The sequence below is a fragment of the Methanosarcina sp. WH1 genome (genome assembly GCF_000970005.1).
Taxonomy (GTDB): Archaea; Halobacteriota; Methanosarcinia; order Methanosarcinales; family Methanosarcinaceae; genus Methanosarcina.
In genome coordinates, this window is record NZ_CP009504.1 from 1,581,216 (window position 1) to 1,595,011 (window position 13,796).

Consider the following 13,796-nt stretch of genomic DNA (forward strand, 5'->3'; position numbering starts at 1 on the left):
GCAATAACCGGGAGTTGCAACAATTGATGAAAAACTTCCAAAACTATGGAGCAGAAGTTTGAAAAGAAACTGGTCTAAAATAGGCATTACCGGAAACACATATAAACTGCCCTGCCAAATAGATAGGCTGGAGACTCTATGAAAGTTCTTGAATGCAGTACCATTGATATTGCCCCTACGATTTCGAGGTTGTTGAAAATTCCGATGGTTCCACCTTCAGGGAGGGTGATTCCTGAAATAGAAGAATATGCGAAAGAGAGAGGCTGCAAAAGAGCAGTTATTATTGTAGTTGACAGCCTTGGATATTCTCTCTACTGGCACCTCTCCTCGGTAATGAAAAACCTGCATGAGCTTGCCGAAAAAGGGCTCCTGTTAAAGTGCAGGTCTCCGGCAACCATCACATCCCCTGCAATTGCATCCATCTTCACTGGCTACCTGCCCGAGGAGCATAAAATCTACTCAACAGCGGACATCTATGCTGAGACCTCAAAGAACTCTGAAAATCCAAAGCTCAAAAGCATCATGGAATGGGCTTACAGGGCGGGGATGAAAGTTGCTGCTGTGATCGAGACTGAAGGAGCCGAGAGTTTCAGGGGCAGAATAAAGGACTTTTACGGGGTTCCTAATTCCGAAGACATCCTTGATTATGACCGCCAGATAACAGAGTATGCTTTACAATCTCTCAATGAAAAGCCCGATATTCTGGCTGTACATCTTAGAGCTCTTGACCGTTACTCCCACAGGGTAGAGACCTGGAATGAAATGAAAAAAGCAGCAAAAGCCATCGATAAAAATCTTGAAGCGATATTTCGGAATGCCGAAAAAGGGACCATTTTCTTCATCTGCGGGGATCATGCTGTTCACGGTGGAAAAAAGTGGTTAAAAAATGCCACGTGCGAAGAAATCAAAAACCATGAAGAAAACTATGTTGCCCTGATTGTGGGCTGCTGCTGAGAATGCTATCCCATTCTCAGTGATATCTTTTCTCAGTAGATCTCTTTCCTCGGTAGATCTCTTTCCTCGGTAGATCTCTTTCCTCGGTAGATCTCTTTCCTCAGTAGATCTCTTTCCTCAGTAGATCTCTTTCCTCGGTAGATCTCTTTCCTCAGTAGATCTCTTTCCTCGGTAGATCTCTTTCCTCAGTAGATATCACTTTCATCTTTTTTTGCCTCTTTTCATTAAAGAAACAATGAACATTATTCCGGCAAGTCCGAGGAAGGAGGGAATCCAGGGGGTGATTCTTGTCTTCATTTCGGGCAAGGAATCCCCTACAGACTCTGGTAAGGAATCATCTACAAAATCTTCAACGTTTTTCTGAACCTTGAGAGTTTCGTTTTCCAGGGACAGTCCAGTTTCTGTAAGAATCTTTGAGTTGGTAGTGGAGATAACGGAATCTTTTATATCCTCAAGTTCCTCCTCCATGTGGACAATCCTGGCATTCCCTATACCCTTGTCTCCGCTGTCAGACTTTGATTCTGAATTTTCAGTTCCTTCTGAATCAATAATATTATTAGCATCGACAGATTCATCATCATTACAGGTGGCACATTCTGTATTATCAGAGTTACTCCCTGTGTTTAAAGAGTTTTCCGCAACATCTGAACTTCCGATACTGTCAGCAGCCTCAACATTTTCTTCGTTAGCTGGCAGGACAGTTACGACTATAGATGCTGAAGAAGTTCCATTTTCATTTATAGCTGCAAGGGAGACTGTATAACTCCCGGGACCGCAGAAAGTATGTGCAGGCTCCGGACAGCAGGATGTTTTGCCATCCCCGAAGGTCCACGTAACACAATCTGCGTTCTTGGAAATGTCAACGAATTTTATGACAAGAGGGACATGGCCGCTTGTGGTGTTATAAATGAATTGAGCTGTAGGAAGTATGGGACCGGATGGTTCGGAAGCGTTTAAAACATATATAGTTACAGATGCCGAATCACTACCGTTCTCGTTGCTGACAGTAAGAGAAACAACAAAATTTCCCTCACTGGGATAAGTATGCTGAGGATTCTGATAACTTGAGGTGTTACCATCTCCGAAATCCCACAACCACGAGGTGGCATTTTCGGAAAAATCCTTGAATCTGACAGAGAGGGGGATAGAGCCTTCTGTTACATCTGAAGTGAAATGAGCTTTGGGCAGTATCGGAGGTGTTTGAACATACTTCATTAAAGGCATGTAATCCATACTTCCGGCTTTAGGGTTGATGGGGTATGCAGCATCTCCTATACAGTCTCCGTTTTCATCCGTTCCTTCGTAATCACTCCAGTAATTACCTTTACTCTCATTCCAGACATTGAACTTATAATCCCTGGCATTTTCTGCGTTGTCGAAGTAGTTGCCGCGGATTACATTATTTGAAGAAGCCAGAAGTTTGATGCCGCAGTCCAGGTTTGAATATACCATATTGTTGTTTAACAGGTTATTGTCAGATTTGAACAGATAAATACCTGCTTCCTGGTTTGAAATTTTGTTACCATTTATTATGCAGTTTTCAGCATTGTTAAGGAAAACTCCACATCTGCCGTTAGTTATCGAAAAATCGCTGATCTTTACATTATTGGCAACAATTTCAAAAACGTAATTTCCGACTGTTTCCCCCGCAATAAATGTATCATCAGGATTTCCAGAGGCCGACTTTATGGTTAAATTATCCTTGTTAACGTAGACACTCTCTTTAAATTCTCCGGATTCTACGAGGATAATATCTCCAGAATATGCTTCATCTACTGCATTCTGGATGGATTCTCCCGGCCAAACACGAAATTCTGATGCCATTCCAGTCTCCGAGACTGAAATAAAAATTAAAATTGCCAGTAAAAAGCAGGTTCGTCTGAAGGTTTGTGTTTGTGCCATCTAAACCCCTATTATATATTCAAAAAATTACTTAATAAGTTTTTATAAGGAAAGGATATAAAATTGTTGGTTTAAAGAAATATTAGAAAAAAGAGATTAAAATTAAAATCAGTAAAAAATTAGATTGAATATATAATCAAATTGGGAAAAATAATGGCAACGAATAATATGTCCGACCTTCCGCAGAAGTCCACAAAAATGCCACTAATTTTCTCAATATGACCATGGCTTAAAAATCAACTTGCCATAATATTGAGAATATTGGATAAATCAGCAATAAATTGCCTATTTGTGTACATCTGCGGAAAGTGAGATATGTAAAAAAACCCAGTTTTTTTGGCTACAGAGTCGTATATTGACACCTATTGATGTATAGATATCTATTGATGCATATGATTGTACTGGGTTACATAGAGTTGTATATAAGTGTATTTCCCCTTTTTTTTTACATGTTTTTGCCATGGAATTGAATTGTCGAACGACCTGTTTAGCTCAGGGGTAGTTGACGAATGGTAACGATGAATGTTAACGATAGATGGTAATGTATATTTATTATAATTTTCAATGTTTCTGGAAAAACTTTTTTTCTAACAGGTTCAGGTAATCCTGGGTATAGCACAAAGGTTTTTATGTAAATATTAAAGTTAGATTTCTCAAATAAATCAAGCTGGAGAAGATTTATTATGCAGGAAAAAATAAAGGAAATTGCAGCCCGTGTCCGTGAACTGCGGGAACTGTCCGAAATTTCTGTCGAAAAAATGGCAGGGTATCTTCAGGTCTCGGCTGAGACCTATGAGAAATACGAAAACGGAACAGAGGACATTCCAGCAAGCATACTTTTTGAAATTGCACACAGGTTGCAGGTAGACATGGCTACTCTTCTGACAGGAGAAGAGCCTCGCATGAATATTTTTACAGTCACAAGGGATGGAAAAGGGGTAAGTGTTGAAAGGAGAAAACAGTACAGATATCAGAACCTGGCTGAAAAGTTTATCCACAAAAAAGCGGAGTTCTTCATTGTTATAGTCGAACCCAAATCTCAGGGAACAAAACCTGATACTAACTCCCACCCGGGACAGGAATTCAACTATGTGCTTGAGGGAAGCCTGAAAGTCTACATCCATAATAATGAAATTGTCCTTAATGAAGGAGACTCCATTTATTTTGATTCCAACTATGAACATGCCATGGAAGCCCTAGAAGGAAAACCCGCTAAGTTCTTGGCAGTTATTATGTAACTCGAATCAAATGTAAACCGGATTAATGCAGACCTGAATAATTCACGCAAAATCCGCATAAAAAATTCGAAATACAGGAAAAAAAACTCTGGGAGTTTTTGAAACTTAAATCAGCCTCCTGAAGCCTGAAGAACTATAAAATATGTAGAGAAAATCAAATAAAACGGGTGACTAAAATGACTTCCTTGCTGAGCCAATTCGTTTCCAAAACCGATTTTGAATCCTATGGGGATTTCCGGGAAAACTTCAATATCCTTGTCCCTGAAAACTTCAACTTTGCCTATGATGTGGTCGATGCCTATGCAAGAGATTCTCCTGAGAAACTTGCCATGATCTGGTGTGATGACAACGGGGAAGAGAGAAGGTTTACTTTTAAAGACCTGAAGTACTACAGCGATAAGGCTGCAAATTTCTTTGCAAAATATGGCATAGGAAAAGGCGACTATGTAATGCTGACCTTAAAGAGCCGTTACGAATTCTGGTACTGCATCCTGGCTCTCCATAAACTTGGAGCTATTGCTGTTCCTGCAACCCATATGCTGAAAACCCGGGACATCGTGTACAGAATTGAAAAAGCTGAATTAAAGATGATTGTATGCATATCAGAGAACGATGTCCCTGAACAGGTTGATGAAGCCCATTTAGAATGCGGGGATGTCCCTCTCAAAAAAGCCGTGGTGGGAGGGAAAGCCCGGGAAGGCTGGATTGATTTTAGAAAGGAACTTGAGGAAATTTCCTCGATCTTCGAACGCCCTACGGGCGAAGCTGCAACAAAGAACGAAGACATCTGCCTTGCCTACTTCTCTTCCGGGACCGCCGGTTTCCCAAAAATGGTAGAACATGACAACACCTACCCTCTGGGACATATCCTGACCGCAAAATACTGGCAGAATGTGGAGGATGACGGATTGCATTACACCGTTGCAGACAGCGGCTGGGGTAAATGTGTTTGGGGCAAGCTCTATGGGCAGTGGATAGCTGGCTGTGCGGTCTTTGTCTATGACTACGACCGGTTTGAAGCCAAAAACATGCTTGAAAAAGCCTCCAAATATGGCGTTACAACCTTTTGCGCCCCGCCCACGATCTACCGCTTCCTGATTAAAGAAGACCTCACCCATTATAACTTCAGTACTCTGCAGTATGCAGTAGTTGCAGGCGAACCTCTCAACCCTGAAGTCTTTAACCGCTTCCTTGAATTCACCGGAATTAAACTTATGGAAGGGTTCGGGCAGACCGAAACCGTTGTTTCCATTGCGACCTTCCCCTGGATGGAACCAAAACCGGGGTCTATCGGAAAGCCCAGTCCAGGGTTTAAGATTGAACTTATGGACAGGGACGGTAAGATCTGTGATGTTGGAGAAGAAGGGGAAATCGTAATCAACACAAAGGACGGAAAACCTGTCGGGCTCTTTGCCCACTATGGAAAAGATCCCGGAAGGACGGTGGAAACCTGGCACGACGGCTACTACCATACAGGAGATATGGCTTGGATGGACGAAGACGGATACCTGTGGTTTGTGGGACGGGCTGACGATATCATCAAGACATCAGGATACAAGGTCGGGCCCTTTGAAGTGGAAAGTGCCCTTATCCAGCACCCTGCTGTTCTGGAGTGTGCAATCACGGGCGTTCCCGACCCTGTCAGAGGTCAGGTCATCAAGGCAACCATTGTGCTTACAAAGGACTACACGCCGAGCGAAGCTCTTAAGAAAGAGCTGCAGAATCATGTAAAAAATGTCACGGCTCCTTATAAGTATCCCAGGATTGTAGAATTCGTCCCCGAACTTCCAAAGACCATCAGTGGAAAAATCCGCAGGATAGAAATCCGTGATCAGGATCAAAAACAATAATCACCCAAATTGCGCCTCACCCGAATTGCGCTTTGGGATCGCAGGAAATCGGAGATTTTCTGGGAGTTGCGATGTAATCGCAACAGTACGCGGTCCTTTTCGCTGTGCTCAAGAGGACTAATTTGTGGGTTATACTAATTATGGGTTATAGCTGTGCGCTTTGTTCAAGAAGACTAAATAACAAAGCTACAGTTTTTTCGTTTCCTTCCGTGAAAGCGAAGATAAAGTCCTGATTAAATCAGAAAAAGGAAAAGGAAGAAAAGAAATAAGTACCTTAAACTTTTTCTGAAAAGTTTGCTCAATGAATATATAGTTCGGATTTACTCTCAAAAATATACTGTAATTCAAGAGATACTGTAATTCAAGTGATACTATAATTCAAGAATTCGAGAACATATCAGAATTCAGAAAGCCCCTTAAAAATGATTGGCTCTCCTGTCTGCCATACAATATCGGCTGGAGAAAAACAGGGACTGGAAGAATAGCGTGAGGATTCTATATGGCAAAAACTGATATAAAAAAACCGTACCCTGTTATTAATATTCTGGAATGCAAGGCATGTGGGCGCTGCCTTCTTGCCTGCCCGAAGGACGTACTTTTCATGAGTGAGAACCTGAATGCGCGGGGTTACCACTACGTAGAGTATAAAGGAGAAGGCTGCTCAGGTTGTGCGAGCTGCTACTATACCTGCCCTGAACCCCTGGCACTGGAAATCCATATTCCCCTGAAAAAGGAGGAAGCCGAATAAGGCAGGATAAGGAGGAAGAAAGATGGCAACACAACTCATTAAAGGCAACTCTGCAGTAATCGTCGGCGCACTCTACGCTGGCTGTGATTGTTTCTTTGGATACCCTATAACTCCGGCAAGTGAGATACTGCACGATGCTTCCAGTTACTTCCCGAAAATTGGCAGGAAATTTGTTCAGGCCGAATCTGAAGAAGCCGCAATTAACATGGTTTTCGGAGGAGCATCAGCCGGACACAGGGTCATGACATCCTCATCAGGGCCTGGAATCAGCCTGATGCAGGAGGGAGTTTCTTACCTTGCAGGTGCAGAATTGCCCTGTGTACTCGTGGATGTTATGCGGGCAGGACCGGGGCTTGGGAACATCGGGCCTGAGCAGGCAGACTATAATCAGGTCGTAAAAGGTGGAGGGCACGGAAATTATAGGACCATTGTGCTTGCTCCCAATTCTGTGCAGGAAATGTGCGACTTTACTATGAAAGCCTTTGAGCTGGCTTTCAAGTATAGGAATCCTGCAGTCGTGCTTGCTGACGGAGTGCTCGGGCAGATGATCGAGTCCCTGGAGTTCCCAAAAAAAGCTCTTTCCCCGAAAATCGATGCCAACTGGGCAGTCAACGGAACGGCAGAAACCAGACCTAACCTGATAACCTCAATCTTCCTGGACTTCAATGAACTCGGGCAGTTCAATGAGAAGTTGCAGGCAAAGTACGAGGTTATAATGCAGAATGAGGTTGACTACGAGGAATACATGACCGAGGACGCCTCAATTGTGCTTGTCTCTTACGGTATAAGCAGCAGGATCTGCAGGTCAGCCGTAGATCTTGCCAGGCAGGCAGGAATAAAAGTAGGGCTTTTCAGACCCAAAACTCTTTTCCCGTTCCCGGAGGCGCAGTTGAAAGCCCTTGCAGATAAGGGATGTTCCTTCATCTCTGTGGAGATGAGCAACGGGCAGATGATAGACGATATCAGGCTTGCTATTAGATGTTCACAGCCCGTGGAACTGGTAAATCGCATGGGAGGAAACCTGATTACCCTTGACCAGATTATGGACAAAATCAGAAAGGTTGCAGGGGAGGCATGAAAATGGCAGCAGAAATTATTAACGGAGAAAAAGTTATCGGAAGGCCAAAAGCCCTGTACGCGGAATACCCTCGCAAAGGGGGTGCAGCTCCAACAGCCACCCACTATTGCCCTGGTTGCGGACACGGGGTTTTGCACAAGCTCATCGCTGAAGCGATTGATGATCTCGGAATCCAGGACAGGACAGTTATGATCAGTCCTGTGGGCTGTGCAGTCTTTGCCTATTATTACTTTGATGTAGGTAATATTCAGGTTGCACACGGCCGTGCCCCTGCAGTAGGGACAGGTGTTTCAAGGGCTGAAGAAAATGCTGTGGTTATCTCTTATCAGGGCGACGGAGATCTTGCTTCAATTGGCCTGAACGAGACTCTGCAGGCAGCAAACAGGGGCGAAAAGCTTGCAGTCTTTTTCGTAAATAACACCGTATATGGCATGACAGGCGGGCAGATGGCTCCTACGACCCTTATAGGGGAAAAGACCACCACCACCCCCCAAGGCCGTGACCCTCGTTTTGCAGGCTACCCGCTGCACATGTGTGAACTCTTATCCAACCTGAAAGCCCCGGTATTCATTGAAAGGGTTTCGGTCTCGGACATCTCTCATATCAGGAAAGCCAGAAAGGCTATCAGGAAAGCTATGGAGATCCAGCGCGACGGCAAAGGCTATGCTTTTGTGGAAGTCCTTGCAGCCTGCCCGACAAATTTGAGGATGGATGCCAAACAGGCTATAGCATTCATCAATGAAGAAATGGAAAAGGAATTCCCACTTAAGAACTTCAGAGATAACTCCACAGAAGCCGAAATCCTCCACAGGGGCGTAAGCGACTTCACAACGGAATCCCTGGAAAAACTTTACGGGATTGAAGCCGGAGCCGGGGAAAAACCCATCAGAGCAGACTTTGCTCCGATCCAGACGAAGATTGCGGGTTTCGGTGGTCAGGGAGTTCTGAGTATGGGGCTTATCCTTGCACAGGCTGGAGTCAAGGCAAACCTTAACGCCTCCTGGTTCCCTTCCTATGGTCCGGAACAGCGTGGGGGAACCTCAAACTGTTCGGTCGTGATCTCAGGCCAGGCAATAGGTTCTCCTACGGTCTACACCCCAGACATCCTTATAGCCATGAACCGCCCCTCCCTTGAGAAATTTGAAGGGGCAGTAAAAGAAGGAGGCTTTATTCTCTACGATTCGACCATAGGTGAAGCTGAGACTCCTGCAGGCGTAAAAGTCGTTTCAGTCCCGGCAACCGAAAAAGCCAAGGAAGCAGGCGATGAAAGAGCTGCAAACTCCTTTATGATTGGAGTCCTTCTGGGTCTGAACGCAACAGGTCTTGAAGAAGAAGCCTTCAAAGAAGCTCTTGCCGAGAACTTTGCAGGTAAACCAAAGGTTATTGCATTCAACCAGCAGGTGTTCGAGGCCGGGGCAGAGTGGGCAAGAGAAAATGTTAAGGTATAAAGGTAAATATTTCAAAAGGTAAATATTTCAAAAGGTAAATATTTCAAAGGCAAAAAATTTCAGCAACAAGCAGGCGGAGAAATAAGTTAAATCCGTCTGTAATCTTCTTGCCGGTAATGAGGCAAAAGGAAACATAAAAATAGTTGAAAAAAGTCGTAATTTATGTAGAACGGCAAAATCCAACTCATCACCTCTCCAGCTTTATTTTGCCGTTCTTTATATCACCTTCTGTGATATGATGCTCTGTGTCTGTGATATGATGCTCTGTGATATGCTTTTTTGACTTCTCGTAGTAGGGTAGAAGCTCAACAGGAGCTTAGCTGAAATAAAGGACTGTTAGCAAAAGAACTGTTAGCAAAAGAACTGTTAGCAAAAGGACTGTTAGCAAAAGGACTGTTAGCAAAAGGACTGTTAGCAAAAGGACTGTTACCAAAAGGACTTCTAACAGCCGGTAAGCATACTAATTAAAGAAAATCAGAGATTTAGGAACGGTCATAAGGTTTATTTAAAATAAAGACATTGTAAAAAATAGTACGTCATAGTGAAAATTAATTTGCAAGTAAATACAATTTAAGAATTGTGTTTAGAATTAATTGTTATTTTAAAAGTAGATGGTAGGGGTCGAGTCCCTATTCTCGAGGTCCCTACCTGCGATCCAACCCTAGATTGAGAGGAAACCCTATTACTCTCAATCTACTATATTTTATAACGATCCGGTAATATATATCATAACCGATCCAAAAAACCTTTTTTAATTCTAATTTTCAAATTGGCTATACGTTTTCGTTGCAATTGAACTTTTAATGCCATTGAAAATTTCAATGCAATTATAATCCAACTATAAACCAGAATTGTTGGAACAATCATAAGGCTTATTTAAGCCGAAGACATTATGAAAAAGAGACAAATATTTTAAAAAATAATTAGTGAGTAATTATTTTATGTGAAACAGTTGTCAGCTAAATTCAATTACTGTTAAAAGATGATTATTTGTTCAGAAGTAGTTGGTAGGGGCCGAGTCCCTATTCTCGAGATCCCTACCTGCGATCCAACCTTAGATTGAGAAGAAACCCTTTAACACTCAATCTACATTTATTTTATAATCATGTAGACATATATATTATAACCGCTCAAAAAAATCAGCCACTTTATATTTTTTTGATATCATTAAAAATTACTATGATGAACAAATTTTTAATATCCTTAAAATAAGGTGAAACTCTCCTGTTTAACTCTAAGGCGGGATAGTTCACTGCTTTTAAAACGCTCACGATCTTGATACCGTTCTCCATTAGAAGTGTGATACATATACACAGAAAGTAAGATCATATCGAAAATAAATCTAAAAGGGTAGTTCAGAACCTTATACAGTCTAAACGTGAAGTCTCCACCTCTCTGTTTCCATAAGAAATGAGATACACATATAAAATCAGTTTTTTCTTTTTCGTTAATTGTGAAATGAATACCTTCGTTTTAGTTTTCCCGGTATGGAAGGCCTTTCACTTTAAAGTTGGGTGATTGATCGACTGATCTTTCGTCCAGGCTTTTTCATAACTACAAAAGATATGGCTCTTCGCTGTTTTGAGTGGGTAACTTCTATTCATCCCTAAATGTTGAAGTAGAATATCTAAAATTTAGAAACATTTGTTGTTGAAAATCACATTCAAATTTGATGTTTTTTTTGGCCTGACTACTTTCCAACTAAACAATTATTTTCAACTCATCCAAAATAGCGAAGAGCCATAAAAATAACGTGCTAAACTGTATGGGAAAATTTAAGTACTTGGCTGGGTATAACTTACTAAAAAATTACTATATGTTACCTAGGAGATTATATGCTGGAAATATTGTTCCTTAAACTGAAAAATACATTAATAAACAATTCCAGAATATTTATTGTTGTATTAGGGATGGCAATAATATTATCCAGCTCTTGTGTTTATGAAACATATACACAAGATGTGCACGAAGAACAAGAAAAATTGATTTCTTCCTATACACAACACGGAAAATATACATATACAGCCCCTGTAACAGAGATAAATCCACTCTATTCTAAAGGAACCAGACTTGAAATGGGAAAACCAATGTATTTTTTTGCCGTGTCTCCTACTCTTGATGTTTCATTTGCATACAACCTAAATGCTACAGATTCGACCAATCTTCGAGTAGAATGTGAAACTGTTGTTGTTGCAACCAGTAGGGAGAACTCAGGAGAAAGTCAAAAAATAGTATGGGAAAAGGAGTTTCCCGTGGAAGAGATGGGATATGTTAACATTGGAAATAAAGATGTACTTATCCATGAATTTTCCCTTAATGTGTCGGAAATTCAGTCAAAGGTAACAAAAATACAGGACCAGATAAAATATTCATCAGATACAACTATTGAAATTGTTACTCATGTTAATTATAAGGGAGAAATAAACGGAGAAGAAATTAACAATACAACAGATTTTGCTTTACCCTTGGTGATCAATTCTGCATATTATAAGATGCCTGAAAAACTGGAATTTAACGAAAGTACTGATACATATAAAAAATTTCAGGTTAAAAAAGAGCCTTCCGTATCAGCAATTAAACTGCCTCTTTCCTTATTTCTGCTTAGCACAATTCTAATAGGGGCACTTATTCCATGCACAAAAATGACTAAAGTTGATCCCGAATTAATTAAAAAATTAGAAAAAGAACAAAAATATTTACCTTTTATAAAATTTATTAGCAAAGGCAAAGTTCCAGATAACTGGGATTCTCTTATGCAAGTTGAGATATATTCACTCCAGGACCTTGTGGATGCTGCTGTTGATATGAATGAACGTGTAGTCAATGATATTGAATCTGGTGCGTATTTCATAATTCATGATAATGTACTATATATTTTCTTTGATATATCTTTAAAAGAAAGTGAAAATGAAAACTGACGAGAGCCAAGAATAGTTATTGGAGGAAATGAAACTATAGATCAATTCCCAAACTGAAATTTATAAGTTATATTTTTGTCATTCTTAAATGATATTCTTTTGTTTAATATATCACTTTAACTATATATTTGTATAAAAACCAGAAACCGATGAATTGAAGTATCCTCTTCAAATTCTAGGGAGAATTTTACAACCAGGAAAATATGCAATATTTTTGTCATATATTTCGAAATATGGATTGATCTCAATTACTATTAAAGAAGCAAATTAAGACGAGAACTTATCTCCATTCTAAAATTATGGGTATAAGCGCAAGAAGGGCATAATGATGGAAAACAAAAGAATGATTTTGAGTGTATTCATCATCGGTGTAATTTTAGTTATAGTAGGTGTTGAAACAGGGGCATATTTCAGCGATACAGAAATAAGCAAAGATAATAAATTTACCGCAAAAGTTCTGGATATTAATATCAGTCGCAGTTTCAACTTTGATAATGTTCCTCCGGGTCTTGCCAAAAAAGAATCAATATTAATTCACAATAATCCAGATTCTATGGAATCGAATGACGTCTATTTGGAAGTTATCGTTACTAACCGTGAAATTAGTGACGATACAGATGCTGAGCGAGACTCTGAAATTCTGCTTGGGATAACTAATGAAGCTGGAACTAACAGAGGGGAGACTGAAATCAGTAAGTGGATTCAAGTAACTAAAATGAGATATAATAATACTAACATCCTCAATCTTTACACTGATCTTAACGGAAATGACTACGTTGATCTCGATGATCTTAATCAAATTGGTCGAGTTAAAGTCAATGGTAATAATAAATTATCTCCTGATGAAGTTGTTTATATTAATATGACTCTCTTATTCGATCCTGATTCTGGAAATGAACTTCAGGGAGACAGAGCTATAGTAGATGAAGTTATCACAGCTATGTGAATTATTAAAAACATGCCTAATTTATTTTGTTACAGTTACAAAGTCTTTAGTTTCGTGGAATATAAACGTCAACTTTTATATATTTTCAATTGTTGATTTTGCTAAATTATTTTTTGTATTAAGTTAATTTTATAGTAGATTCTGTCACCTCAACCCAAAATGCGAAAATCAAGCTGAGGGAGTTGGATAATAGGATATCGCATACCTGAAGGGATCGGAAAATTAAGCCGGAGAAAACCGGAAGCTTTTAGATTCTGTTTTAAAATTCAAACCGTTTCTACATTTGGATAGTGGTCATTGCTGACTTTAAATTAGACTCTAAATTTATTACATCAGGCTTACTCGTTCGATATATGAAAGCAAATACATGTTCGATATATGAAAGCAAATACATTATACATCATTGTTAAAATTTACACTTTAGACATTTAATAGTTTTATGACATTGTTTTTCAGTTCAAATGGTAATTACTGTTACTATTGTAGAATTAAATTTAATTTTAAGACACTCTCTTAGGTAATTTAATTTGAAATTAAATACCAATCGATACCATTTTTCATTTTTTTTATTAGAGCCTGAAAAACAGATTTATTCCCCCAGATCAATAAAAATTTATTGACAAATTATAAATATTATGGAAGTGTTTTAATAACTGTTTGAAGTGTTTTAGTAATTGTTAAGTGTGCATAGCTTAACAGATGTAAAAACTATGG

The 13,796-nt window shown here is 40.0% G+C and carries 9 protein-coding genes; 8 read left to right on the forward strand and 1 reads right to left on the reverse strand.

The annotated features are described in order from the left end of the window. Positions 1–138 precede the first annotated feature (138 nt). Positions 139–954 carry an alkaline phosphatase family protein gene (locus tag MSWH1_RS07020; RefSeq protein ID WP_048127284.1) on the forward strand — a complete coding sequence of 272 codons (816 nt, stop codon included), beginning with the start codon at positions 139–141 and terminating at the stop codon, positions 952–954. A 201-nt stretch (positions 955–1,155) separates the two neighbouring features. On the opposite strand, the gene MSWH1_RS07025 is transcribed toward MSWH1_RS07020, so the two are convergent. After that, positions 1,156–2,778: a PKD domain-containing protein gene (locus MSWH1_RS07025; protein ID WP_231585637.1), complete on the reverse strand. Its 1,623-nt coding sequence runs from the start codon at positions 2,776–2,778 to the stop codon at positions 1,156–1,158. 761 nt (positions 2,779–3,539) lie between these two features. Here MSWH1_RS07025 and MSWH1_RS07030 point away from each other — a divergent pair. The 7 genes from MSWH1_RS07030 (at position 3,540) to MSWH1_RS07060 (ending at position 13,082) form a co-directional block, all read left to right on the forward strand. Next, positions 3,540–4,094, forward strand: a complete 555-nt coding sequence (locus MSWH1_RS07030; RefSeq protein ID WP_048127290.1) for a helix-turn-helix domain-containing protein — start codon at positions 3,540–3,542, stop codon at positions 4,092–4,094. 176 nt (positions 4,095–4,270) lie between these two features. After that, the gene (locus tag MSWH1_RS07035) at positions 4,271–5,944 is read left to right on the forward strand and encodes an AMP-binding protein (RefSeq protein ID WP_048127293.1); all 1,674 of its coding nucleotides are present in this window, start codon (positions 4,271–4,273) and stop codon (positions 5,942–5,944) included. Positions 5,945–6,443: 499 nt separating this feature from the next. Beyond that, the gene (locus MSWH1_RS07040; RefSeq protein ID WP_048127294.1) at positions 6,444–6,692 is read left to right on the forward strand and encodes a ferredoxin family protein; all 249 of its coding nucleotides are present in this window, start codon (positions 6,444–6,446) and stop codon (positions 6,690–6,692) included. A 22-nt stretch (positions 6,693–6,714) separates the two neighbouring features. After that, positions 6,715–7,770 carry a 3-methyl-2-oxobutanoate dehydrogenase subunit VorB gene (locus tag MSWH1_RS07045; RefSeq protein ID WP_048127296.1) on the forward strand — a complete coding sequence of 352 codons (1,056 nt, stop codon included), beginning with the start codon at positions 6,715–6,717 and terminating at the stop codon, positions 7,768–7,770. A 2-nt stretch (positions 7,771–7,772) separates the two neighbouring features. Beyond that, positions 7,773–9,218 (forward strand): 2-oxoacid:acceptor oxidoreductase family protein, encoded by a 1,446-nt coding sequence (locus MSWH1_RS07050; RefSeq protein ID WP_048130282.1) that lies wholly within the window; start codon positions 7,773–7,775, stop codon positions 9,216–9,218. A 1,835-nt stretch (positions 9,219–11,053) separates the two neighbouring features. Further along, entirely contained in the window at positions 11,054–12,136 is a 1,083-nt protein-coding gene (locus MSWH1_RS07055) for a DUF5305 family protein (RefSeq protein WP_048127297.1), read from the forward strand. Positions 12,137–12,461: 325 nt separating this feature from the next. After that, on the forward strand, positions 12,462–13,082 hold the full coding sequence (locus MSWH1_RS07060) for a hypothetical protein (protein WP_048127299.1): 621 nt from the start codon (positions 12,462–12,464) through the stop codon (positions 13,080–13,082). Positions 13,083–13,796: the final 714 nt, after the last annotated feature.

Bases quoted from the DNA above. Each gene is read 5' to 3' on its own strand.
- MSWH1_RS07045 (WP_048127296.1), top strand. From the start codon at position 6,715: ATGGCAACACAACTCATTAAAGGCAACTCTGCAGTAATCGTCGGCGCA.
- MSWH1_RS07025 (WP_231585637.1), bottom strand. From the start codon at position 2,778: ATGGCATCAGAATTTCGTGTTTGGCCGGGAGAATCCATCCAGAATGCA.
- MSWH1_RS07055 (WP_048127297.1), top strand. From the start codon at position 11,054: ATGCTGGAAATATTGTTCCTTAAACTGAAAAATACATTAATAAACAAT.
- MSWH1_RS07060 (WP_048127299.1), top strand. From the start codon at position 12,462: ATGATGGAAAACAAAAGAATGATTTTGAGTGTATTCATCATCGGTGTA.
- MSWH1_RS07040 (WP_048127294.1), top strand. From the start codon at position 6,444: ATGGCAAAAACTGATATAAAAAAACCGTACCCTGTTATTAATATTCTG.
- MSWH1_RS07020 (WP_048127284.1), top strand. From the start codon at position 139: ATGAAAGTTCTTGAATGCAGTACCATTGATATTGCCCCTACGATTTCG.
- MSWH1_RS07030 (WP_048127290.1), top strand. From the start codon at position 3,540: ATGCAGGAAAAAATAAAGGAAATTGCAGCCCGTGTCCGTGAACTGCGG.
- MSWH1_RS07035 (WP_048127293.1), top strand. From the start codon at position 4,271: ATGACTTCCTTGCTGAGCCAATTCGTTTCCAAAACCGATTTTGAATCC.
- MSWH1_RS07050 (WP_048130282.1), top strand. From the start codon at position 7,773: ATGGCAGCAGAAATTATTAACGGAGAAAAAGTTATCGGAAGGCCAAAA.